This window comes from Vibrio sp. TH_r3 (assembly GCF_033101115.1).
Lineage (GTDB): Bacteria > Pseudomonadota > Gammaproteobacteria > Enterobacterales > Vibrionaceae > Vibrio.
The window spans coordinates 16,071-39,418 of sequence record NZ_JAWMPW010000016.1 but is presented as its reverse complement, the minus strand read 5'-3'; the positions used below and the strand labels follow the sequence as shown (position 1 = coordinate 39,418).

Annotated in this window: 18 protein-coding genes; 5 read left to right on the top strand and 13 right to left on the bottom strand. The window is 38.5% G+C overall.

Annotation, left to right across the window (positions count from 1 at the left end):
* Positions 1-57: 57 nt before the first annotated feature.
* The 4 genes from R3X26_RS13280 to R3X26_RS13265 are packed head-to-tail and all read right to left on the bottom strand — an operon-like array spanning position 58 to position 4,817.
* The gene (locus R3X26_RS13280) at positions 58-1,581 is read right to left on the bottom strand and encodes a cryptochrome/photolyase family protein (protein ID WP_317717816.1); all 1,524 of its coding nucleotides are present in this window, start codon (positions 1,579-1,581) and stop codon (positions 58-60) included.
* Positions 1,578-2,393: an SDR family NAD(P)-dependent oxidoreductase gene (locus R3X26_RS13275; RefSeq protein ID WP_317717815.1), complete on the bottom strand. Its 816-nt coding sequence runs from the start codon at positions 2,391-2,393 to the stop codon at positions 1,578-1,580. Before R3X26_RS13275 ends, R3X26_RS13280 begins: the two co-directional genes overlap by 4 nt.
* 25 nt (positions 2,394-2,418) lie before the next feature.
* The gene (gene cydB / locus R3X26_RS13270; RefSeq protein ID WP_317717814.1) at positions 2,419-3,417 is read right to left on the bottom strand and encodes a cytochrome d ubiquinol oxidase subunit II; all 999 of its coding nucleotides are present in this window, start codon (positions 3,415-3,417) and stop codon (positions 2,419-2,421) included.
* Positions 3,418-3,428: 11 nt separating this feature from the next.
* A complete protein-coding gene (locus R3X26_RS13265) occupies positions 3,429-4,817 on the bottom strand; it encodes a cytochrome ubiquinol oxidase subunit I (RefSeq protein WP_317717813.1) in 1,389 nt (462 codons plus the stop codon).
* A gap of 295 nt (positions 4,818-5,112) precedes the next feature.
* Here R3X26_RS13265 and phrB point away from each other — a divergent pair, with 295 nt between their 5' ends.
* Positions 5,113-6,573: a deoxyribodipyrimidine photo-lyase gene (gene phrB, locus R3X26_RS13260; RefSeq protein ID WP_317717812.1), complete on the top strand. Its 1,461-nt coding sequence runs from the start codon at positions 5,113-5,115 to the stop codon at positions 6,571-6,573.
* Positions 6,574-6,647: 74 nt separating this feature from the next.
* Here the strand turns inward: phrB and R3X26_RS13255 are convergent, their stop codons facing one another.
* Together R3X26_RS13255 and R3X26_RS13250 are read right to left on the bottom strand one after the other, a co-directional pair.
* Positions 6,648-8,429 (bottom strand): lysophospholipid acyltransferase family protein, encoded by a 1,782-nt coding sequence (locus tag R3X26_RS13255; RefSeq protein WP_317717811.1) that lies wholly within the window; start codon positions 8,427-8,429, stop codon positions 6,648-6,650.
* A gap of 261 nt (positions 8,430-8,690) precedes the next feature.
* Positions 8,691-9,038: a PilZ domain-containing protein gene (locus tag R3X26_RS13250; protein WP_317717810.1), complete on the bottom strand. Its 348-nt coding sequence runs from the start codon at positions 9,036-9,038 to the stop codon at positions 8,691-8,693.
* Positions 9,039-9,378: 340 nt separating this feature from the next.
* On the opposite strand from R3X26_RS13250, the gene R3X26_RS13245 reads away from it, so the two are divergent.
* Entirely contained in the window at positions 9,379-10,380 is a 1,002-nt protein-coding gene (locus R3X26_RS13245; RefSeq protein ID WP_317717809.1) for a substrate-binding domain-containing protein, read from the top strand.
* Between the two features lie 81 nt (positions 10,381-10,461).
* Here R3X26_RS13245 and R3X26_RS13240 read toward each other — a convergent pair whose 3' ends face one another.
* The 4 genes from R3X26_RS13240 to R3X26_RS13225 all read right to left on the bottom strand — a co-directional run bounded on the left by R3X26_RS13240 (position 10,462) and on the right by R3X26_RS13225 (position 16,552).
* Complete coding sequence (locus R3X26_RS13240) at positions 10,462-12,213, bottom strand: DUF2264 domain-containing protein (protein WP_317717808.1); 1,752 nt, start codon at positions 12,211-12,213, stop codon at positions 10,462-10,464.
* An 11-nt stretch (positions 12,214-12,224) separates the two neighbouring features.
* Positions 12,225-14,147, bottom strand: a complete 1,923-nt coding sequence (locus R3X26_RS13235) for a TRAP transporter large permease subunit (protein ID WP_317717807.1) — start codon at positions 14,145-14,147, stop codon at positions 12,225-12,227.
* 220 nt (positions 14,148-14,367) lie between these two features.
* Positions 14,368-15,351 carry a TRAP transporter substrate-binding protein DctP gene (dctP, locus tag R3X26_RS13230; protein WP_317717806.1) on the bottom strand — a complete coding sequence of 328 codons (984 nt, stop codon included), beginning with the start codon at positions 15,349-15,351 and terminating at the stop codon, positions 14,368-14,370.
* 31 nt (positions 15,352-15,382) lie between these two features.
* Positions 15,383-16,552, bottom strand: coding sequence for a hypothetical protein (locus R3X26_RS13225; RefSeq protein ID WP_317717805.1), 1,170 nt, complete (start codon positions 16,550-16,552; stop codon positions 15,383-15,385).
* Positions 16,553-16,866: 314 nt separating this feature from the next.
* Between R3X26_RS13225 and R3X26_RS13220 the strand changes: the two genes are divergently transcribed.
* Entirely contained in the window at positions 16,867-17,955 is a 1,089-nt protein-coding gene (locus tag R3X26_RS13220) for a LacI family DNA-binding transcriptional regulator (protein ID WP_317717804.1), read from the top strand.
* Positions 17,956-18,118: 163 nt separating this feature from the next.
* On the opposite strand, the gene R3X26_RS13215 is transcribed toward R3X26_RS13220, so the two are convergent.
* From R3X26_RS13215 to R3X26_RS13205, 3 genes are all read right to left on the bottom strand, one after another.
* Entirely contained in the window at positions 18,119-19,645 is a 1,527-nt protein-coding gene (locus tag R3X26_RS13215) for a tripartite tricarboxylate transporter permease (protein ID WP_317717803.1), read from the bottom strand.
* Between the two features lie 2 nt (positions 19,646-19,647).
* Entirely contained in the window at positions 19,648-20,130 is a 483-nt protein-coding gene (locus R3X26_RS13210; RefSeq protein ID WP_317717802.1) for a tripartite tricarboxylate transporter TctB family protein, read from the bottom strand.
* A gap of 82 nt (positions 20,131-20,212) precedes the next feature.
* Entirely contained in the window at positions 20,213-21,172 is a 960-nt protein-coding gene (locus tag R3X26_RS13205; RefSeq protein WP_317717801.1) for a tripartite tricarboxylate transporter substrate binding protein, read from the bottom strand.
* Positions 21,173-21,575: 403 nt separating this feature from the next.
* On the opposite strand from R3X26_RS13205, the gene garL reads away from it, so the two are divergent.
* Positions 21,576-22,352 (top strand): 2-dehydro-3-deoxyglucarate aldolase, encoded by a 777-nt coding sequence (gene garL, locus R3X26_RS13200; protein ID WP_317717800.1) that lies wholly within the window; start codon positions 21,576-21,578, stop codon positions 22,350-22,352.
* Positions 22,353-22,401: 49 nt separating this feature from the next.
* A complete protein-coding gene (gene garR, locus R3X26_RS13195) occupies positions 22,402-23,289 on the top strand; it encodes a 2-hydroxy-3-oxopropionate reductase (RefSeq protein ID WP_317717799.1) in 888 nt (295 codons plus the stop codon).
* Positions 23,290-23,348: the final 59 nt, after the last annotated feature.

Here is a 23,348-nt window from a genome sequence, read left to right as displayed (position 1 = left end):
ATTAAAACAGACAAAAGTCATCAACCTTACTTACTTCAAGCATAGTGCTGAAAAGGGCTAATCTAGCGCCAGTAAAAACTGTTCGCTGCTGATTTTTATTGCTGTTTTTTGCTCTTCTTTCATTCGCTCATAGGTTTTATACATCATGCTTAACCGAGGGTTGTTAGCTAGCTTTTGCTGATTTCTTCGCAAAAAATTCCAGTATAAATAGTTAAAAGGACAGGCATCTGAACCGGTTTTTTGGCTTATTTTGTAATGACAGTTTTTGCAGTAATTAGACATTTTATTGATGTACCCACCACCTGCTGCATATGGTTTGCTAGCAAGGTATCCTCCATCAGCAAATAATATCATTCCAGATACATTCGGTAATTCAACCCACTCAAAAGCATCGGCGTAAACAATTAAAAACCATTCGTTGACTTTTTTAGGGTCGATACCACAGAGCAAAGCAAAATTGCCTAACACCATTAAACGCTGTATGTGATGAGCATAAGCGTTTTGACGAGTTTCTTGTACGCATTGTTTGAGACAATTCATTTTGGTTTGTCCTGTCCAATACAATTCAGGCAAATTTCGATGTGCTTCAAGATAATTTTGTTGTGCATATTCAGGCATGGTCAACCAATATATTCCTCTGGTGTATTCTCTCCAACCAATGATTTGACGAACAAACCCTTCCACTGCATTTAAAGGCGCTTTTCCTTGATTGTAAGCCTGTTGTGCTGCTTGTATGCATTCTAGTGGCAGCAGTAATCCGGTATTTAAATAGAAACTAATGTGAGAGTGATACATCCATGGTTCACCTTCGATCATTGCATCTTGGTAGTCCCCGAATAATGGCAGTCTTAGTTCGATAAACTGGTCGAGAACCTCTAATGCTTCAGTGCGGTTAGTAGCAAAATAAAAGGGCTCCAAATCACCAAAATGATCGGCAAAACGTTTTTTAACAAGGTTAATAACCTCTTTTGTTATGCTGTCCGGTTCGAAGCGAGTATTAACAGGTATGTGTAATTTTTCTTTTGGCACTTTCCTGTTTTCTGCGTCTAGGTTCCATTTTCCACCAATGGGTTGGTTGCCATCCATCAATACCGACAGTTTTTTGCGCATTTCTCGATAGAAAAACTCCATTCGGAGTTGTTTACGATTAGTTGCCCAGTTAGAAAATTCTTCGGTTGAGCATAAGAAACGCTGGTCAGATCGAATATCAACTTCAATACCTAATTCTGACTGCCATCGTTTCATGTCTTGTAAAACCCTGTATTCTCCAGGTTCAGTTACAACGATGCGTCTAGGTCGATATTGGTTAGAAAAACGCTTAATTTCATCAAGAAAGCTGCCGGTGTTTTCCTCATCATCTAGCGTGACATACTTAACTCGGTAACCTTGTTTGGATAGTTCCTTGGCAAAGTGGCGCATGGCGGAAAAAATAAAGGCGATTTTCTTTTTATGATGCTTCACATAGGTGGCTTCATCCCATACTTCACAAAGCATGATTACATCATTTTTGGGGTCACAATCTTGTAAACTACTTATTGAATAAGAAAGTTGGTCGCCCAAAATTATACGTAATGTATTCAAGGTTGAATCTCCTTTCCATCCCAATCGATACATTGGCCACTGTGTTCTGGTGTCAGATTGTTCATTACATTGAGGAGTTGCTTGGCTGAATAGTCGGCACTAAACAGATTGGCCTTTTTGATGTTATTTTGAAAAGGTTGCGACAGAGGACTGTCGACCGTCCCTGGATGCAACCCAACAATGATGGCTTGTTTGTTTACTCGTTGAGTTTCAATAGCCGCGGTTTTTATGATCATATTCAATGCAGCTTTCGATGCTCGATAGGAATACCATCCACCAAGTCGATTATCAGAAATACTGCCTATTCGGGCTGATAACGCAGCAAAAATAGAGTGTTGCTGTTTATTCAAATAAGGTATGAAATGTTTTGTTAGCAGAGCGGGAAAGACACAATTAGCGCTGAAAAGCGTCATTAACTTTTCAGCAGATAAGTCCTTTAATGATTTTTCTGGTGATACTGAGTCAGTGTGCAAAATACCGGTTGCCACAAATACCATATCAATAGGACCAGTAGAGGCGGCTAGGTTTGCACAGTTGGCGATGCTTTTTTCACACGAATAGTCCATGTTATATGCGGTCATATTTTCATGCGTGTAAGTTTCACCGTAACGAGAAAATACTGTTATATGTGCAGCTGGATAGTGCATTTTTATAAGTTTAATAAACGCCGCTCCTATCTCACCTTGGCTGCCAATTACCACTATATTATTAAACATCATCATAGCCTCATTAATTAGCTGATGAAGAAGCGTAAACAATACGCAAATATCGATAGAACAGAGACACCAGCGAACCAAATCGCCACCAACCATAAGATCTGTTTTATTCGTCTAGTCATTAGTGATAACCCTCACCGTGCTTTAGTCTGCCTCTGAAAATCCAGTATGCATATGCACTGTAGCCAATAATGGTAGGCAGCAATACAACTGTACCTACTAATAAGAATAGTAGACTACTTTCTGGTGCTGCGGTTTCTGTATAAGTTAGCGAGAAAGGCACGATGTAAGGATAAGTGCTTATTGCAAAACCTAAAGATGAGACTAAAAATAATCCGACACCAAATAAGTAGGCGTGTAATGCTCGATGTTGTAATAAGGCTCTAAACAATTGCCAAATAAGTACCGCAGCGATAATCGGCACCGATAAGTACAGTAATGAGTTAGGGAAACTAAACCAACGGTTGAAAATCATTTGGTTAGAAAGAGGAAGCCAAACACTCACTACCGCGATACAAAATACCAAACCTAATCCCCAACGTTTAGTGACACCATAATAACGAGATGCTAACTCTTTTGGCAGCTTCATTATTAACCAACATCCGCCAAGTAGCGCATAAGCACACGTTGTCGCTAAACCACAAAATAGGCTAAAAGGTGTAAACCAATCAAACCAACCTCCAGCGTAAGAACGTCCTTCAACTTCAATCCCTTGCAGTAATGCACCTAACATTATGCCCTGCATAAATGTTGCGCTCAGAGAACCGATGAAAAAGGCTGCATCCCAAAGAAATTGTCCTCGCTTAGTCTTAAAGCGATACTCAAAAGATACCCCTCTAAATACTAATCCGAGCAGCATGATTATCACGGGAACATAAAGTGCAGGCATAACAACAGAGTAAGCCAATGGGAAAACGGCGAACAGTCCTCCGCCTCCCAACACTAGCCAAGTTTCGTTGCCGTCCCATACGGGGGCTATGCTGTTCATCATCATATCTCGTTCTGCTTCGCTTGAAGCAAAAGGGAACAAGATACCGATACCTAAATCGAAGCCGTCCAATATAACGTAAATCAGAACCGCCAAACCGATGATGCCGTACCAAATTAATGCAATATCCATTCATTTGTCCTTTAGTTTAATCTGTTTGAATGAGAAATCGGTGATACTTCTGTGCCGTCAGGTAGTCGAGCATCTGCAGATTCTTCATAGCGAGTTGGTGATTTACGCATTAGGCGAATAAGATAGAAGAAGCCCGCACCAAAGACGCAGAAATACACAATAATAAAGGCGACTAATGAGGCTCCAACCGCAGATGCATCAACTGGCGAAGCAGAGTCTACCGTGCGAAGTAGGCCGTAAACGGTATAAGGCTGGCGGCCGACTTCTGTTGTTATCCAACCCGCTAACACGGCAATAAAACCAGAAGGACCAAAAGCTATACAGATGCGATGGAATAAGCTGGCTTCATACAGACGGTCTTTTTTACGCAACCATAAACTGGTTAAGCCGATGGCAAGCATCCCCATGCCGATACCAACCATTACTCTAAAGCTCCAAAATACAATCGATACTGGTGGGCGATCTTCTTCTGGGAATGCATCTAACCCCTGAATAAAGCCATTTAAATCGTGAGTCAAAATCAAGCTGCCCAATTTTGGTATAGCTACCTCGTATTTCATTTCTTGTGCTTTATCGTCTGGAAGGCCAAATAAAATTAAAGGAGCACCTTGATGAGATTGGTAATGACCTTCCATCGCGGCAACCTTGGCTGGTTGATGTTCTAGCGTATTTAACCCATGAAAGTCACCGGCGATGATTTGTAAAGGCGTAACAATTGCCGCCATCCACATAGCCATTGAAAACATGGTTTTTGCCAACGGATTGTGAGGTGATTTAATTAAATGATAAGCGCCAACAGCCGCCACGACAAAAGCGGTAGTCAGGTAAGCAGCGAGCAACATATGCACTAAACGATACGGAAAAGAGGGGTTAAAAATAATCTCTAACCAGTTTTCAGGAACAAATTGCCCTACCTCATTGATAGAGTAACCGGCAGGAGTTTGCATCCAACTATTAACTGATAATATCCAAAACGCTGACAAAAAAGTGCCAAAAGCTACAATGCAGCTAGAAGCAAAGTGCAGTTTTTTGCCGACTTTATCCATACCAAATAGCATTACGCCTAAAAAGCCTGCCTCTAAGAAGAAAGCGGTAAATACCTCGTAACCCATCAAAGGTCCTAAAATTGGTCCTGTTTTGTCTGAGAAGACACTCCAATTGGTACCAAATTGATAACTTAGAACGATGCCACTTACTACGCCCATTCCAAAACTGACCGCAAATATTTTGCTCCAATACTTGTAGAGTTGAATGTATTTATCCTGATTAGTTTTAAGCCAAAGACCTTCTAATACGGCTAGATATGAAGCTAAACCGATAGTGAAAGCCGGAAAAATAATGTGGAATGAAACGGTAAATGCGAACTGGAATCGCGCTAAATCGATTGCTAACGTATCCATTTTATATCCTGTTTATGCTTTGTAATTACTGTTACGTTGGTACGGTATTAAACGATCACTTATTGATGGTTTTTTTGCTGCAAAAAATCGATATAAAACGGGTTGGATAGGAGGATGAACGTCTATCGACGAAAGATAAAACAAGAGATTTATTTGATCTAAATCTCGCGAGTTATTGGCAAATTGTTTTTAGCAAAGCTAGAATCCATTAGCATGTGGTGTTTTAGAATTGAGTAAATTCTTTCCTTCTGAACGATTTATAATCACAAATTAATTAATATTTAAGGTGGAACGGTTGACAGCATTAGTGTGGTTTAGACGTGATTTGCGAGTGCATGATAACCCTGCGCTACAAGAGGCAATTCAATTAGGTGCGACAAAAGCAGTGTATATATCCACGCCAAAACAATGGAAAAAACATAACGTTGCTCCCATTCAAGTGGATTTAATTCGTCGTCACCTTGGTCTTATTGCTCAACAGTTGAGTGAGCTTGGTATTCAGTTGTACCATTTACAGGCCACCGACTTTGATAATCAAAATCAGCTACTGAGCGATTTTTGTCACGAACACAATATTGAAGTGGTTTGTGCCAATCGTGAACCTGAAATTAATGAGATTAATCGAGACAAAGCTTTTGCAACGTCAGACATTGAACTTAAACTACATCGCAGTGACACCATATTACCGGTAGGAAGTGTGCTTAATAAGCAAGGGCTGATGTTTAAGGTCTTTACTCCTTTTAAAAAAACATGGTTTAAGCAGTTACAACTTAGCGGTGTCGAGTGTATTCCCACTCCATTGATGGATAAGTCATCCTCACTAGAGGTGGATGTTGCTGCCGAGTTTGAGGTTAACTCTCTTGAGGTTGCTCCCTTTAAGGTTAATAACTTCAAGGTTAATAACTTTGATATTGATTACCCCATGGTTGATTCGTCTCAATGGCCCTTAAGTGATGTGGTTATGGGCTCTGTCGTGAGTACCTTTTTTCAAACAAAGCTAAATAATTACCATCAGAATCGTGATTTTCCTTTTATTAAAGGCACCTCAGGTCTGTCTCCTTATCTTGCTATAGGTGCAATTAGTCCTCGCTGGCTTATTACGCAACTGCTGCAACATGAACCGGAGCTTATTGATGATGTAAGTGTAGCTGGATTTGCTTGGTTGAATGAACTGATTTGGCGTGATTTTTATAAGCACCTTTTGTTCCATTATCCTGATTTAGTTAAAGGCACTAGTTTTCAGGCTAAATATCAAAACATGATGTGGCCGGGTAATCCGCAACATTTTTCCGCTTGGTGTGAAGGTAGAACAGGGTATCCCATTGTGGATGCGGCAATGAAACAGCTTGTCAAAACTGGTTGGATGCATAATAGATTACGTATGATCGTCGCGAGTTTTTTGACCAAACATCTATTAATTGACTGGAGATTAGGCGAACAATTTTTCATGTCAAAACTAATAGACGGGGACTTTAGTGCTAATAACGGTGGTTGGCAATGGTCGGCAAGCACAGGCTGCGATGCTCAGCCGTATTTTCGAATATTTAATCCAATAACTCAAAGCCAACGTTTTGATGCTAAAGGTGATTTTATCCGTAAGTATCTACCCGAACTTGCTAATGTTCCAGATAAATATATCCATTTTCCACATGATTATCTCAAATTAAGTGGGAAAGCCGATGAATATTGTGGCCCCATTGTCGATCACAAAGAGGCCAGACTAAAAGCATTGGAGCTGTTTAAGCAGTATCAGTAGACGATAGCGCGGCGTATATTGCGATAAATATCTAACTAAAAAGTGAGCGGTATTTGGTTTTTATTTGAGGTTTATTAATCCAATACCTCATGAGAACGCAAATACTGTTCACTTTCCTTTGACCCCATATATCGAGCTAAAGTCTTGCTTGGTACATTTCTTAGATCGACCACAATTAACCCATCTAACGCATCATTAAAAGCTGGGTCAACGTTAAAACAGACTAATTTGCCTTTTAAACCTAAATATTGCCTCAATAAAACAGGAACACTTTTGCCTATATCTAAGCGCGCAATTACCCTTGAAAGAAGTTGAAGGTCGCCTAAGGCGGTAAGCAAACTGGTATTCCATGTTAACCCTTTAGGTTGTAAAGGGTTTGACGCTTTAACACAGGCGGCACTTTCAATGTCATAGTGATGAAGCGTCATGGTTTCGGCTAACAGTTGACGAGCTTCGTGGCTATAATCATTACTTATACTTACAGGGCCAAATAAGTGAGTATATTGAGGGTTGCGAGAAACATAAGTGGCGATGCCTTTCCAAAGTAACAGCAGCGCACTCATGCTTTTTTGGTACTCTTGTGCAATGACAGAACGGCCCATTTCAATTGCATTACTGTTATTCATTTTATTCAGAAATTGTTGGTCATAGTGAAATAATGTTGTGGAATAAAGCCCTTCAATACTGCTGTTTTCTATAATCTTATCGACCAAACCTAATCGATAGGCACCAACAAGTTGTTGTTTTTCTCTATCCCAAACAAAAAGCTGAAGATAAGTGTTATCAAACTCATCCATATCTAGCTCTAAGCCTGTACCTTCTCCTACTTGGCGAAAATTTAATTCTCTAATCCGTCCAATTTCATGCATTAGGGAAGGAATGTTTCTAGATTGAGTACAATAAACATCAAACTCATTGCTAGTGAGTAAGTGATCTTGTGCACAGAGACTATCAAGATCGTGTTGAATAGACTGATAAGGGAGACGTAGAGCGACAGGTGTAGCGAAGTCTTGATTTTTAGTGGTTGTATTCTCGTTTGAAGATTCATTCTTATTAAGCAAGTAAGTATTAAGTCTAAGATAATTAACTAACTTTTTGTCATCTAACTTAGTGACTTCTTTGTATCTTATGGTATCGCCTATTGCTATCGATATTACTTCTTGTTTTTTATTAAGCAGTTCACGGCCAAGCATTAATGTTCTTAACAATGGATGGATTTTCCCTGCCATATAAAAGCGTTGAGAATTTTGTCCGTTAATAAAAATTGGAACCGTGACCGCTTTATTTTTACGAATAAGTGAGCTAACTGAGCGGCTCCATTCTTTATCTTCTAATTTTTTCTTTTTTCTATCAACAAGCTGCGATACTTCCCCAGCAGGAAACATCAGTAATAATCCACCATTAGCGAGATGTTTATTAGCGGTACGAAGTGCTCGCATATTTGCCCGTGCCGCGTCTTGTGTTTCAAAAACGTCTACACCAATAAATAGTTCATCTAATTCTGGAACTGTTTTTAAATATTGATTAGCAAGTATTTGGATGTCATCGCGAATGGTTAATAGAAGTTCCGCTAAGATAACCCCTTCAACACAACCGAGAGGGTGATTGGAAACAATAACAGTTGCACCTGAAGATGGGATGTTGTTGAGCGAGCCTTTCATCACTTGGTAGTCAATACCGAGTACATCAAGGGTAAAGCGTAAAAATTCTTGAGTGGTACACCCGGCAGGTCGTTGTGAATAAAATTTATCTAGCTGACTTAGCCCTGTCGCCCATTCAGTAAAAGACTCGCCCAAACCGAAAGGCGTTTTTCGTGGTAAACGGAAAGGGCTAGTTGATGGTTTTACTGACTGCATAATTACCTCGGGATATTGGTTCACTGACCGAGATTTTATGAAATCTAAATTTCAATAATAGGTATGTAAAGTTAGAGTTTGATGAACAATCGATGACACTAAACTTCAATTTAAACATTATTTTTAAACAATGAAGTGGTCAATCAAACGATGTTTGTTCAATTACATAACTATAAATACAATCTCGTTAAGCTACTAATCACATTTAATTATGACAATAGACCTTTTGAGAATAGGTTTTATTACACAAATAATAAAATTTTATAGTTTAGTAAAAATACCAGGGTATTTTTTACGGAGATAGATTTGCTCTGTTGTCATACGCTTTAAATCGGGACCTTTGGTTAATTGAGCTACTAACTCATTGTCATCTAACCTGATTACATGACCTTCTATTTCTATTTCTGTGCCATCATGAAAACGTATTGAGCCTCTAATGGTCACACCTCGTGATACAGGGTGTGAATTAGTAAATAAAATTCGAGTACCTTTTTCGGATATTTCACAAACACGAAAATCTCGATTAAGAATTATCGCTCTTGGGCGTTCATTTTTAGGATAGCGAAGACGGAAGTACTCTCTTCTTTGTGATTGATTTCGGTTATCCATAACGTCTCTAAAATAATTTGGTTTGTTGAATTGATGCTATCATATTTTTCAACTTCATAACTAAATGAAATCGTTACACTTGTGAGAATGTAAGGTTTATTTTCGCCAAGTTAAAATTAAGTTTACTGGCGGCTTTTAGTTAATGGAAATAGTAATCATTATTAAATAAAGGCGTAAGTCAAATTTTTCTTACCAATATGCGTTATTGATGATAATGTTACAGTAACATTCGAAAAGATCATGAATGTTAATCAATAAACTATTTAAGTGTACTTTTTACTCGAAATAATGGGTGCTTTAATTCAATAGTTTTTTTCCTACCTAAAAAGCAGAACATAAAATGCAACAGAAAAGACCAACTTTGCAAGATATTGCCGATAAAATTGGCATTACTAAAATGACCGTTTCGCGTTATTTGCGAGATCCTAATTCAGTTGCAGCAAAAACGAGAAGTAAAATTGCTTTGGTTATAGAGGAAATTGGCTACATTGAAAATAAAGCACCAGCAATGCTTTCAAAAGCCTCAAGTAGAGCGATTGGTATTTTAGTTCCATCTCTTTCAAACCAAGTTTTTGCGAAATTTATCAAAGGGATTGAAAAAGTAACTAAAGAAAATGGTTACGAAACCTTAATTGCACATTTTGGCTACGATGAAAAAGAAGAAGAAGCTAAGGTTGCCTCTTTACTTTCTTATCACGTGGATGGATTAATACTAACAGAGAGCACTCATACTGTCCGTACACTACAGATGATAAAAACAACCGGTGTACCTGTTATAGAAGCAATGGAGTTGCCAGAAAAACCGATTGATATGGCAGTGGGGCTAGATCATGAAGCGGCTGCGTATTTTGCTACACAATCAATACTCGACTCAGGAAAGCTGAATGTCGCTTATTTTGGTGCTCGTCTCGATACGCGTACACAGTTACGCATGGCTGGTTATGATAGGGCGATGAATGAAAGGGGAGCTAGACCCATACATATTTTAACCGAAGCTCATTCAAGTTTTACGCTTGGAGGCGAATTGCTTGATAAAGCCTTGAATGAATACCCTAGTATCGATGGTGTGTTATGTACCAATGATGATATAGCGGTTGGAGTAACGATAGCAGCACAACAAAGAGGAATACGCATTCCTGAGCAACTCGGTATTGTTGGGTATAACGCACTAAATATTGGTAAAGCTATCTCTCCGCAATTGAATAGTATTGATATACCGATTTATAAAATTGGCGAAAAAAGTGCTGAATTGTTATTAGAAGTTTTGCGTGGAGAAGAAGTGCAACAAAAAATTTATGATTTGGGATTCTCTATGCGTGAAGGACAAAGCCTACAACAGTAAAATGATCGGCTTTGGTGTGTAGCAATAAGGTTAGTTCGTTAGGCTAAAGAGTTTACTCTATAACCTAACGAACAAGCTCAATTAATAGCGTGTTTTACTAAGACTAAATCGACTCGATAACATTATGGTTCCTGCTTTATGTTTCGATAATAAATAGGGTACCGCGCTTCTAGGGTAACTCACATCGCTGTGTACACGGGTTGTGCAGTGAGCTGTTTTCATGTGGTTATCGCAATTACTAATGGTTGAAATACCGTTACTGCCCTTTATGGAGAGTAGAGCTTTTCTTGTTGGTTCTTCATTACCTACTTGATCTAAGAGTTGTTCTTCTTGGTACCATTTTCCTACTGCAAAACCCGATTCAACAATCCACACATCTCGGTCTGATTCCAGTTCATGGCTTCGTACACACTGCCCATTGTCGAGTATATCAATGGTGGTGGTGACTTTTTGTAAGCCGCTTTGCCACTGAATAACGATTTTGTTATCTAATAACTCTACGTGATTATTCTTTTGTCGCATTTGCCAGTTTGAGCCTTCATCGAAACTCAATGCGAAAATGTTGTCGCCAAAACTGAGTTTTTCTGAATAAAGCAATGCGTTAATGTCCATCCCCCCCAAGGTGCTGTAAGCAAATTTGTTGTATTTATCCAGCTGAAACCCTGGATGTACGTTTGAGGCATAGTGAACAATACTGTGTCCATCAACCCGCTGTACAATGGTTTTATTGTGTGGCATTGGCATGATTTTTTTCAGCTCTGGACAAGGTTTTTCTTCATTTTTCCAGAAAGAATGATCGTCTGCCAAAAGCAAAGGAATAAAAGCTTTCATGGCCCAATATGGTGAAGTAGGAGAGTTGTACACTTCACACATCGTGGTATTTGGGTAGTCAAAACCGCGCGTTAATATACCCGCTTGAGTAAAAATAGGTTGTTGTTTCCAGCGTCTAATTTGCCGTGCCCAGAAGCCTTTAATTTCCCCTATAGGTATGGATGTTTGTGAGCAAAGAGCATAGGCCCCCCAAAAACCTGCACTAGCAAAGCGATAAGTTAACGAACGTCCTTGAACAAGTGTTTCTCCTGTTTCCGCAAACCAATATTGAAATGGAATACTGAAAGCATCAGCATTCTCTTTAAACAACGCTGCGAATTCTGGATCGGCGTGCTCAAATAACTGTGAGTAAATTAAACCGTAATAGTGCATTGCATAGCCACAGTAGTGATCGATGCTCTCTATATCACCATCACCGTACCAACCATCACCAAGATACCAGTTACGTATTCTTTGCAGAAATTGCTGTTCTAGCTCTTTATTGACTAATGTTTCCCAACCAACGCTGCGTAAGCTTTGTTGAACAAAAATAGTGAAAAAGAGCCAGTTGTTTTGCGAAGTAGGTTTATCTTGAATGCTTGCTAACCAATGCACTAAGTTATGTTGTTGTTGTTTAGTAAGAGGTTGCCATGCTATATCTGGTAACAAAATTAACCATAAAGCAATTGGTGCCATCTCGACACTACGTTGATCTATTTCGCCTAATTCTCCCCAATATTGATCGGATTCGGGATCAGTGCCGTTAATAATTAATTGTCGAACCAAAGGCCAATGTTCAAATTGCCCCCCACCTAGTTGCAAAGGAATTAAGCCCCAAAGGGGGCGAGCCACTCCTTCAACGGAACTGGCGATCATATCAAAACATGCACCGCCTTCTTCAAGGTCAATTCGAGCGCCTTGTTGTTGATAAAAAGGAATCAATGGTTCAAAAAGATCGCAAACTAATTTTTGAAAATCTTGCTTGGTTTGCATTGGATTATTGGAAAAAAAATCTTGTTTCATTGTTTCGCCCTTTACATTAGACCAAAGAAACGTGGCATAGCTAAACTGATGACAGGGAAGTAAGTTACCAGTAATAAGCCAATAAATTGCACTAAGAAAATAGGAAGTAATGGTTTGATTACATTGGTTATTTTTTCTCCTGTGATACCACAGGAAACAAACAATACCGTACCAACTGGAGGAGTGACGATGCCCATAGATAGGTTATAGATCATGATAACCCCAAAGTGTACTGGATCCACTCCCATAGAGGTCACCACAGGATAGAGAATAGGAGTAAAAATCAGCTGCGCTGGAGCCATGTCCATGAATACGCCAACAAACAACAGCGTTAGGTTAATCACAAGTAAGATAATGTATTTGTTGTCGCTAACCGCAACCAACATTTCACCAACAGTATCGGGGATACTAGCAAAGGTCATCGACCAACTCATTAAGCCAGAACAAGCGATTAAGAATAGAATGACAGCAGAACTAATAGCAGAGTCATACAAGGTTTTTAATAAAGATTGTACCGTGAGCGTTCGATAACACAGCGCCAGCAATAGACTGTAGATTACTGCAATACCAGAAGCTTCTATAGCGGTAAACATCCCACCTATAATTCCACCAATGATAACCACAATTAAGAACATACTAGGTACTGCTCGCCAAGCAATAGCTGCAACTTCTTTGAATGGATAATGAACTGAGTCGATAGGGTAATTATGTTTGCGTGCGTAATAATAGGCTACTAACATTACGCTCAACCCCACAATAAGCCCAGGAATGTAGCCGGCTAAAAATAATGCAGCGATAGATGCGTTGCCACCAGTAATCATTGAATAAACAATAAACGCACCGGCTGGTGGAATAAGCATACCTGCGATAGAAGACGATGCGTTGACAGCTGTAGTAAATGGCATGTCGTATTGTTTTTCTTTTGCCATAGGGGTAACGATTCCCCCGATAGCTGTAGAGGCTGCAATAGCAGAGCCAGATAGTGAACCGAACATCATATTAGCCACGATGTTGGTTTGCCATAAGCTACCAGGGATACGCTTGCCTATTAACATAGCGAATACGATAAGGCGTTTTGCTATTCCGCCTTGGTTCATGATGTTGCCTGCTAGAATGAAGAAAGGTAAAGCGAGGAAACCAAAACTATCAAGTCCACTGAATAGTTTTTCACTGCTGGTTCCAAGTAGATTCACAAAATCAATTTGTAGTGACAGCGTTAATATGCCAGAAAAAGCCAAACCGACAGCAATTGATGTGCCCATTAATAGAAAAAAGATAAAAGAACTAAAGAGAGCAAAGAAAGAAATTATTTCCATGTTTGAATAGAGAAAATCGTCAAAACTTTCTAATTCTTTAAGTTCGCTATAACCTAAAAGTAGCACCAACGATAAACCAATATACGCTAAAATGATGTAAGCTTGATTTGGTTGCTTTTTGATTGTTTTAGCCAGTTCAACTAACTGGCTTAAGGTGATTATCGCACCACTGAGCGCCAATACTGCCTGAACCGCCCCTAGTGGTATTTGCATAGTAGGGCTAAGTAAGCTGAAGTTTTTTGCTGCTGCCACGTACCCTCCCCACATCATAATTAAGCCGAGTACGATATAAATAAAACGGTTAAACAATTCCATTTTAATTCGAGTTGATTCACTAACTTTATCTAAAATCAGTGGTAGGTTTAGATGTGAAGACTTTATAAAACAGAGTGCAGCACCTAGTATTCCTAGCCAAATTAACATAAAGCGTAATAATTCTTCCGACATGGCACTAGGGGAACTGAATACATAGCGTGCAGCAACTTGATAGATAATAATAACGCTCATCAGAGCTAATAGAGCAACTAAAAAGTATTTTAATGCCTTCTCCAAGGTACTCATAAAAGCGTCAGTCATACTATATGTAATGGTCGGTGGGTATTGTTCTAACGGCTTCATAAACCTCTCCTTGAAGCAAAGCGTAATGGGATAATAATTTTTCAGTGTAATTAATAATTATGTAATGAACATAATCGTTAGGCAGAGAAAGCCATCACTTCTTATCGATAAATAGATAACTAAAAAGTAGCGAGTAAAATTAATAGCGATTTTGGTAATGTTCTAACTCAATACATTTTGAATTAAAGCGGCTGCAAGTTTTGCTGCCGCTTTAGTCGTTTTATCTTCCTTGAATTTCGAAAATAGTTTTCAACAGTGGGGCTTTTACTGAATCAGCTAACGCTTCATCGTACATAGGTTGCATACGACTAATAAGCGGTGCTTTGTCGATATCAATATATTTTACATCGAGTTCAGAGGCGGCCAATGCTTCTGATTTTTCGATCTGTTTTGCGACTGCCGAAAACGATTTTTGAGTTGTTTTATTCATTTCTTCTTGAACAACTTTCAAATCTTCTTCAGATAATCTTTCACGGAAGCGTTCACTGGTTACTAAAAAGTCGGTTAAACGTGTATGTTCAGTACGAATCGCGTATTTAGCCACTTCACCAAATTTAACTTCCCATAATCCAGCCAGTCCACCTTCAGCTCCATCGATAATACCTTGCTGTAGAGCTGGGTAGACTTCACCAAAGTCCATTGGTGTTGGTACGCCACCAAGTGCACGGATAAGCTTCATATAAGTGTCACTAGGTGACGTTCTTAATTTTAACCCTTCTAAGTCTTCAAGCGTTGATACTGGCTTGGTTGTATACATACTTCTGAAACCATTACTTAAAAAGCCCATAGGGTAGACATTTTTACTGGCAACTGAATCAAAGATAGTTTGACTCACTTCAGGGTTCAACATAGTTTGTTCGTATTCGTCTAAGCTTCTGAAAATATAAGGAAGATTGACTCCAGTAATTTCAGGGGCAAGATTTTCTAATGTCGCACTATTGACCAAACCCATATCAATTACGCCACTTTGAATTTGTTGCAAGTATTGAGCTTGTCCACCTAAAGTACCATTCCAAAAAAAGCGAATACTAACGCGACCATCGGTACGATCTTTTATATTTTGTCCCATTTCTGTCAGCAAAGTACCTGCGGCGTCTTCACTTGGAATGTTAGCTGCAAATTTATAAGTTTTTGCTTGTGCTACCCCAACGCTGAGTGCTAAAGCCGTTCCTAATAGTGCTAGTTTAGTCGTTATACTTTTCATTATATTTACCTCTTGTTCACGTTATTTAGTGTTACCAAAAAAGTTTGTTGTGTCCTAATGCTCGTGCAACAGCTTCAAAATAATAATAATCACCGTACGGCAGCATTGAGTTAGCTAAATGTTCTAAGTTGTGAGTTTTAGCATTGGGGATATGAGATGCAGCATTAGATAGTAACCCTTGAGCTGATTCTGTGTTTGTCAGGTCATAGTTTTCTCGTAGTGCTAATAGCATCGTTTTAGCCAGATCATAGTAATAATCAGCCAAAGATGAATTGTTGGTTTTAGTAAAATATTCTGCCAATATAAATAGGCCAGCAGAAGTAATAGAACCAGCGGAAGTATCCTTATAACGAGTCTCGCCTTCTGTTAATAGGTAGTCCCATTCAGGCACCATATCTGGAGTGATTTTAGTCAACATATATTCAGTTAACTTAACGCTCTCTTGAGCGTAACGATCGTCACCAGTCATTAATGCCATTTGTGCAAAACCGTGAATAGCCCAAGCTTGTCCGCGACTCCAGCATGATTCATCAGCAAACCCTTGATGTGTGCAGCCTTTTACAGGTTGATTGGTGCGAGTATCAAAGTCAAACGTATGATAAGTACTATAATCATCACGTATTAAGTATTTCATCGATGTTTCAGCTTGGCCAATTGCAACCTGTTTGAACGATTCAACGTTGGTTTCCGCGTAAGCCCACATTAATAATGCCAAATTTTGCATACAATCGATGATTATTTTACCTTGCACACTTTCTGCATGGGCTTTATCTTCAGCACCAGCAGTCCATGCTACAATGTAATTTCCGTTCCAGTTATAACGGTTTCTCAATGCCTCAGCAGCTCTTAAAGCAAGGTTTCTAGCATCTTGATTTCCTGTCAATTTGTAATCAGCTACAGCTGATAAACTATATTCAAAACCAAGATCATGATTGAGCCACAATGGATTGTTTAAGATGTTTTGAAAATGTCCGTTACGCATACGAGCGTTATTTTTCAGCTCTTGCTTTCCTGTAAACAAGTACGCTAACCAGAGTTGACCTGTCCAAAACGAATCAGTCCAAAAGTAGTCTTCAGGGTAGAGCCATGTAAAATCATTAGGACCCGCACCCACCATCGGGTTACGTGTCCCGATCACCGACATATTTCGCTCTACGCTTGCGATAATGTCTTGTTTGATCGTTTCTAATGTCTGATTCATAAATAAAGCCTCAACAAAATAATTAGGTGAAAAAATTGAAACGTTTCATAATATAAAAAATATTGTAAGAAATGCGGACATCACATTTTTACTCTTACATTGAATTGGTATTAGGATTACTTATATTTAACAAGTTTTCCGTGATCTTGTTCATATAATGAAACATATCATTTTTATGAAACGTTTCATTATTTAAGTTAAAATCACTTGAATTAACTAAGGAGATGGATTACAACTAGGCAGGTAACGTAACTAAAAAAACCGTTTGTTGGCTTATTTCGTTTGTTTGAGTTTTATTCTAGTAGGGAAATCTTTTGAAAACATTGGAAAAATCACATAAAAAACCCACATTAGATCAGATAGCCGCTCTCGCTGGTGTGTCAAAAACAACCGTGTCTCGAGTTTTGAACGGGAGCAATTTGGTAAAGAGTGATGTGGCTAGAAAAGTAGAAACGATCATCTCTGAAATTGGTTATGTAAAACGTAAAACCTCTCTTGAAATTCCGATGAATCTGGACAAAATTACGGTGTTTTGTGATGACTCTGCTTTTGCTCCTCATACCTTTTACGGGACGTTACTGAATCAACTTAAAGTCGAGGCAAGTAAGCTGTCCATCGTGCTAGAAATGTCGGTATTAAATCCAATTAACAACTCTCATTCACTCAAAGATAAGCTCGCTAAAACCCAATCTCTGCTCATCTTGGGTAACCCTAACGAAGAATTGCTTCACTTAACCCAACAAGAGAAAGTCCCTGCGGTTATCATTAATGGTGTTGACCCTAAAATGCAAACGCCAAGTATTTCACCGGATTATGAATTTGGCGCGTTTATGGCAACGGAATACCTATTGGCGAAAGGACATAAAAAAATCAAGTTAGTCACAGCCAATGATCGACACTCTACTTATCAAAGAACCAGTGGTTTTTTACGTGCGTTAAGCATGGCTGGCGTAGAGCATGATCCTAAAGAATCAGTTATAGATTTTGTGCATTATGCAGATAGAGTAAAACCGTTAAGAGGATTACAAGGTAAGGATTTGATCCGTAACTCTATGGGCGATTTTGGCGCTAGAGAAATCATTCCTTTATTGCTAGAGGAAAACCGCTTTGATGACTGTACGGCGATACTGTGTCTTTGTGATATGGTCGCTTTATCTATTATTGAATCGTTACCTAGCATTAATAAACGAGTCCCTGAAGATATCTCAGTTGTCGGATTTGATAATCTTAGTGTTAGTGCGATTTCTAATCCACCTCTAACAACGTTAACCACTGACTATAATAGAATAGCTCAATCTGCTATCTATAAATTGATCACGGCAATTAGCTCTCCCAATATGGTTGCGACACGTTCATCGGTAATGTTTGAAATGATCGAGCGAGAGTCAGTCGCAATTCGGTAGGTTATGATATTTTGTAATCACAATCAAAGGGTAGGTTTAAGACTAAATTTGCCCAAATCATTTCGATTTATCGTTTTAAATAAAAGCAATCTGGATTTGGGCATTGTTAGTTTATTTTATATCCGTCTAGCGATATTAAATAGTTGTAGTAATTAATGACGATTTAGGATTTCACTGATACAGGACTAGTTATTGGCTTTTTAATCGCTAAGAAATAGATAAAAAATCCAGTTAATACAATGAAGAATAAGCTATCCAAATTGGTAATAAATGTCATTGGATTACCGTTAGATAACGCCAGAGATGTTCTAAAAAACTCTTCAAGATCTGGTCCTAAAATAAATCCTAAGAGCATTGTTACAATTGGAAAGTCATTTTTTCTCATGTAATAAGCAATAACACCTATAAGTAACGTTACTCCCATTTGAAATGGAGAGTAGGTGGCAACATAGCTTCCTACAACAGATAAAAGAGCAATAGAACCATAAAGTACGTCTTTTCTGATGGATACTATTTTAATAAAATATGGACCGATTAAAAATAGTGTTAAAGGGACCATTACTACTGCACTAAAGAGTAGCGATGCAAGCATTGGTGCAATTAAAGTAGCTTGCTCAGCCATTAATTGTGGTCCGGGTTGGATGCCATTAATAATCAATACTCCAAGAACAATCGCGGTAATGGGATCTCCGGGAATACCAAAAGTTAACATAGGTACCATAGCCCCACCACATACTGCGTTGTTTGCCGCTTCTGCTGCAGCTATTCCTTTAGGGTTTCCTTTACCGAAAGAATCTGGATCTTTAGACGTTCTCACTGCTTCAACATAGGATAAGAAGCTTCCCATTGAACCACCAGCCCCAGGTAATGTGCCCACCAAAAAACCGATGAGTGCGGATTTCACATAACACAGTACGCCTATTTTTTTGATATCAGATAAAGGAGGTAAGAAGTCACGACGACGTACACTACTTACATTTTTTAATGCCTCTTTAATTTGATCTTTTTGATTTAATTTACTTGCCTGACTTAGAATTTCACTAATAGCAAATGCACCTATTATAATGGGCATTAGCTCTATACCAGCGGTTAATTCTGGTACTCCATATGTGAAGCGAGTCATAGGTACCATTGAGTCTAAACCAATTGTTGCAGTCATTAATCCTAGACAGAGTGCCACAGAGGCTTTCAGTATTTTTCCACGTTGAGATATAACGATAACTACCACTGCGAAAGCAATGAGTGAAAATTTTCCGGTGGTTTTTACCAGTAATGCAACCTGTGCTATGTATGGTGCTAAGGCAATAAGTAAAAGGGCACCTAATGCTCCACCAATCATAGAGCCAAGAGAAGCATGACCTAATGCTAATGCGCCTTTCCCTTGTTGTTGAAGCGGGTAACCATCCAATGCAGTCATCATAGAGGATGGAGCACCAGGTATATTTATTGTTGTTGCGGTAATACTACCACCACACATTCCTGCCATATATATACTTGCACATGCCATCAGTGAGGTAGTTACATCAAGGCTATACGTCAACGGAAGAAGTAATGCTAGTGCTAACGTTGCAGTTAACCCAGGTATTGCAGAAAATATGGTTCCAATAAAAAAACCTAAGACTACATATATCAAGGTAACTGGTTGAAATAATAATGAAAAACTGCTAAATACCATTAATATAAAATCCATGACTATACCTCTAGTGTTGGTAGCCGAATGCTAAATAGTTGTTCAAAAATCAAATAGCCTATAACAACTATAACAATAGAAATTAATAGCTTAGAAAGTAAAGCGTCTTTATTTCCTGAAAAAAGAGTAATGATTGAGAACACATATAAGATGGATGATAAAAAGTAGCCAATAATACTAAACAGTGTAATGTAAATTGCGGTAATGAATACGACTAACCATACCTTTCGATCTCCAATATCGGTTAACGTTTTTCTTGGCGAAGTTTGTTGTGTCAGTGTGTTTTTTTTGATGTTGTTTCGTAGAACTAATCCACTAAATATGGTTGCGCACCCTCCTAAGACTAGAGGAAAAAAAGATGGCTCAATACTTCCGTTGTCGATAGGTGCTCCAAGTGAAAATGCGGTACCAAAATAAAATAAAGAAACAAAAAATGTAATAATATAAAAACCAGAGTTTTTTATATGCTCAATTTTACAAGACATATATATTCCCTCAGATGAGTCCTTTCAAAAGAAAGGACTATAAATTTAACATGTTCAATATCTAATAAATGCAGGAAATATTTTAGAGATCGAATTCGTCCATAACAGAAAATGTCGCGGTTTGTAGATCTGTTATCCATTCTGAGGTTTGTTTAGAATCTAGCCAGCTTGGCGTTACACCCACTTTAGCCACCCACTCCTGAAATTCTTTACTTTCGTAAGCTTTTTTGTAGGCAGATTCCAATATGGCGATTACGTCATCTGGTGTTCTATTTGGAGCAGAAATTAGAATGAAACTTCCGGTTTCGATTTTGTAACCTAATGAACTAATTGGTGGAACGGAAGGGAACGATGGGTTTTGTTCTGAAGATAATTCTACCAAACCTTTTGCATCACCTGATGAGATAATGCCGTTGAAATCTCCCAGACTCGAAATAGCCGCATCTAATTCACCTGATAATAATGCTTCGGCTTCAGCAGTAGACGAACCTGGATATGAAATGACGTTAAAATCAACGTCGAGCATTTTCTCTAAACGCTTAATTGCAAGGTATGGACCAGAACCTTTGGGTGCAACGCCTACCCGTACTTTATTAGGGGTCTTCTTAGCCGCTGCGATAACTTCAGTTAACGAATTGAAACCTGATTTCTTCGAAACAACAAAAGCATCTGCTTCTTTAGTTATACGTGCAATTGGTTTCATTTTATCTAGCGAGTATCCAGGTACCATATTACCTCGTGGTAGGGTAATGATACTGTCATATGTTAGCACGCCTATTGTATGGCCATCTGGACGTGATTTCGTCATCTGCATTAAGCCGGTAGCCGTGATCGCTCCTCCAATATTTTCTACATAAATTGAATTTGGAAGTTCTTTTTCCGCGATATTACTTATTTTTCTAGATATTGCATCCGCACCTCCGCCTGCAGGCCAAGGCACAATCATTCTTATATCCCTGGTTGGAAAGGCAGCAGCATTGACGGAAGAGGCTAAAAGTATTCCTGATAGCAAGAAGCTCAATCTCATTTTCATCGATTTCATTACAGTTTCACCTTATGGCTAGTTGATATTTTGTATTTTTAATTAGGCCTTACTTGATGTTCTAAATGCATGCTACCACCGTAAAGTTGTATAAATAAATGCATATTTGTTGTTTTGTGATCAGGAGTAATTCGAAAAAATATTGAGAATGTGATTCTTATTGCATAATTTCATATTTTAAAATTAAATAAAAAAAACAATTTATATTATAAGGCATTGATTTTTAGTTATTAATTTTAACTTTATTTTGTTGGGTTAGGTAATATTTTATTTTACACGTATCATTTACGAATATATGAACCAGTTCACAAATTAGTATTTATTAGTATTTATTAGTTCGTTTTAGTGTCAGTGATCAGATAATATTGCTGTGAATAAAACTGATATCTAAATAGGAACGAATATGAACGAAACTCAATATCCAAATAATTTTCGTCAAAAGCTTCGTAATTTTGAGCAACTTATTGGCTGTTGGAGCAGTATAGGATCTCCAATCACCGCTGAAATGTTAGGCCTGGCCGGTTTTGATTGGTTATTGCTTGATGCTGAGCATGCACCGAACGATGAGCTTTCATTAATTCCGCAATTAATGGCATTGAAAGAAAGCCTTTCTACACCAATTGTACGAGTTCACTCAATTGATCCAGTAATGATCAAGCGAGTACTAGATTTAGGTTTTTACAATATATTAGTGCCATTTGTAGAAACTAAAGAAGATGCAATTAAGGCCGTCTCCGCTACCCGATATCCTCCACAAGGAATTCGTGGTGTATCACTATCGCACCGCGGAAATGCCTATGCCACCATCCAAGATTATTTTAAGTCTGCTAATGAGAACATTACTGTCATTGTTCAAATAGAGAATCAACATGGCTTGGACAACCTTGTCCATATTCTAAGTGTGGATGGAATTGATGCAGTATTTGTTGGACCAAGTGATCTTGCTGCCTCTTTAGGTCATATAGGCAATATTAATCATCCTGATGTTCAATCGGCTATTAAGCAAGTTTTTGAAAAAGCAAAACAATTTGGAAAGCCTTCAGGGATTCTTACGGGTTCAGAAGAAGACGCAAGGCGTTATATTTCTTGGGGGGCGACTTTGGTTGCTGTCGGAGCGGATGTTGGTTTGTTTAGATCAGCTACGCAACATTTGGCAGAAAAATTTATCAACAAAAATTAATTTTCTCAATGATAACTAATAAATACTTAACATATTAAAAGGAAACGTTATGAAAGTAGGTTTTATCGGTCTTGGAATAATGGGTAAACCAATGAGCAAAAATTTGCTTAAAGCTGGTTACGATGTAGTTGTTTATGATTTTAATAAAGAAGCCATTCAAGAACTTAAAAACGCAGGCGCTGAAACTGGTCTCGATGCTAAAAATGTAGCGGAGAGATGTGAGGTAATTGTTACCATGTTACCTAATTCACCACATGTTGAGTCTGTAGCACTTGATGAAAATGGCATTATTAAAGGAGCGAAACCAGGCACAACAGTTATTGATATGAGTTCAATTAATCCAATAGCAAGCCAAAAAATAGGTAATGCACTCGCTGAAAAGAATATTAATCTGATAGATGCACCAGTGAGTGGCGGTGAACCTAAAGCTATTGATGGAACGTTATCAGTTATGGTTGGTGGGGATAAAGCACTATTTGACAAATATTTCGATGTAATGAAATCGATGGCCGGTTCTGTTGTGCATACAGGCAAATTGGGCGCAGGTAATGTAACTAAATTAGCGAACCAAGTCATTGTTGCTGTAAATATAGCGGCTATGTCAGAAGCTTTTTCACTTGCTACAAAAGCGGGCGTTGATCCTGAATTAGTATTTGAAGCGATTCGAGGCGGGTTAGCTGGTAGTACAGTACTTGAAGCAAAAGCTCCAATGGTACTAAATCGTAATTTTGAACCAGGGTTTCGTATTGACTTGCATATTAAAGATCTGACAAATGCCCTAGATACCTCACATGAATTGGGAGCTCAACTTCCTTTAACCGCAGCAGTTATGGAAATGATGCAAGCACTACGAAATGACGATAAAGGGGGCAGTGATCATGCGGCACTTGCTCTTCATTATGAAAAGTTGGCTAGGGTAACAATTGAAAGTTTTTAAGAAGTGAATTTTTCAATGAATATGATTTTTCTCAACATAACCTTCAACTGTCATTTAGG

Coding starts and splice junctions, on each gene's coding strand:
- R3X26_RS13275 (WP_317717815.1), bottom strand. CDS start 2,393: ATGGTTGGTGGCGATTTGGTTCGCTGGTGTCTCTGTTCTATCGATATT.
- cydB (WP_317717814.1), bottom strand. CDS start 3,417: ATGGATATTGCATTAATTTGGTACGGCATCATCGGTTTGGCGGTTCTG.
- R3X26_RS13265 (WP_317717813.1), bottom strand. CDS start 4,817: ATGGATACGTTAGCAATCGATTTAGCGCGATTCCAGTTCGCATTTACC.
- R3X26_RS13255 (WP_317717811.1), bottom strand. CDS start 8,429: ATGCAGTCAGTAAAACCATCAACTAGCCCTTTCCGTTTACCACGAAAA.
- R3X26_RS13250 (WP_317717810.1), bottom strand. CDS start 9,038: ATGGATAACCGAAATCAATCACAAAGAAGAGAGTACTTCCGTCTTCGC.
- R3X26_RS13245 (WP_317717809.1), top strand. CDS start 9,379: ATGCAACAGAAAAGACCAACTTTGCAAGATATTGCCGATAAAATTGGC.
- R3X26_RS13240 (WP_317717808.1), bottom strand. CDS start 12,213: ATGAAACAAGATTTTTTTTCCAATAATCCAATGCAAACCAAGCAAGAT.
- R3X26_RS13235 (WP_317717807.1), bottom strand. CDS start 14,147: ATGAAGCCGTTAGAACAATACCCACCGACCATTACATATAGTATGACT.
- dctP (WP_317717806.1), bottom strand. CDS start 15,351: ATGAAAAGTATAACGACTAAACTAGCACTATTAGGAACGGCTTTAGCA.
- R3X26_RS13225 (WP_317717805.1), bottom strand. CDS start 16,552: ATGAATCAGACATTAGAAACGATCAAACAAGACATTATCGCAAGCGTA.
- R3X26_RS13215 (WP_317717803.1), bottom strand. CDS start 19,645: ATGGATTTTATATTAATGGTATTTAGCAGTTTTTCATTATTATTTCAA.
- R3X26_RS13210 (WP_317717802.1), bottom strand. CDS start 20,130: ATGTCTTGTAAAATTGAGCATATAAAAAACTCTGGTTTTTATATTATT.
- R3X26_RS13205 (WP_317717801.1), bottom strand. CDS start 21,172: ATGAAATCGATGAAAATGAGATTGAGCTTCTTGCTATCAGGAATACTT.
- garL (WP_317717800.1), top strand. CDS start 21,576: ATGAACGAAACTCAATATCCAAATAATTTTCGTCAAAAGCTTCGTAAT.
- garR (WP_317717799.1), top strand. CDS start 22,402: ATGAAAGTAGGTTTTATCGGTCTTGGAATAATGGGTAAACCAATGAGC.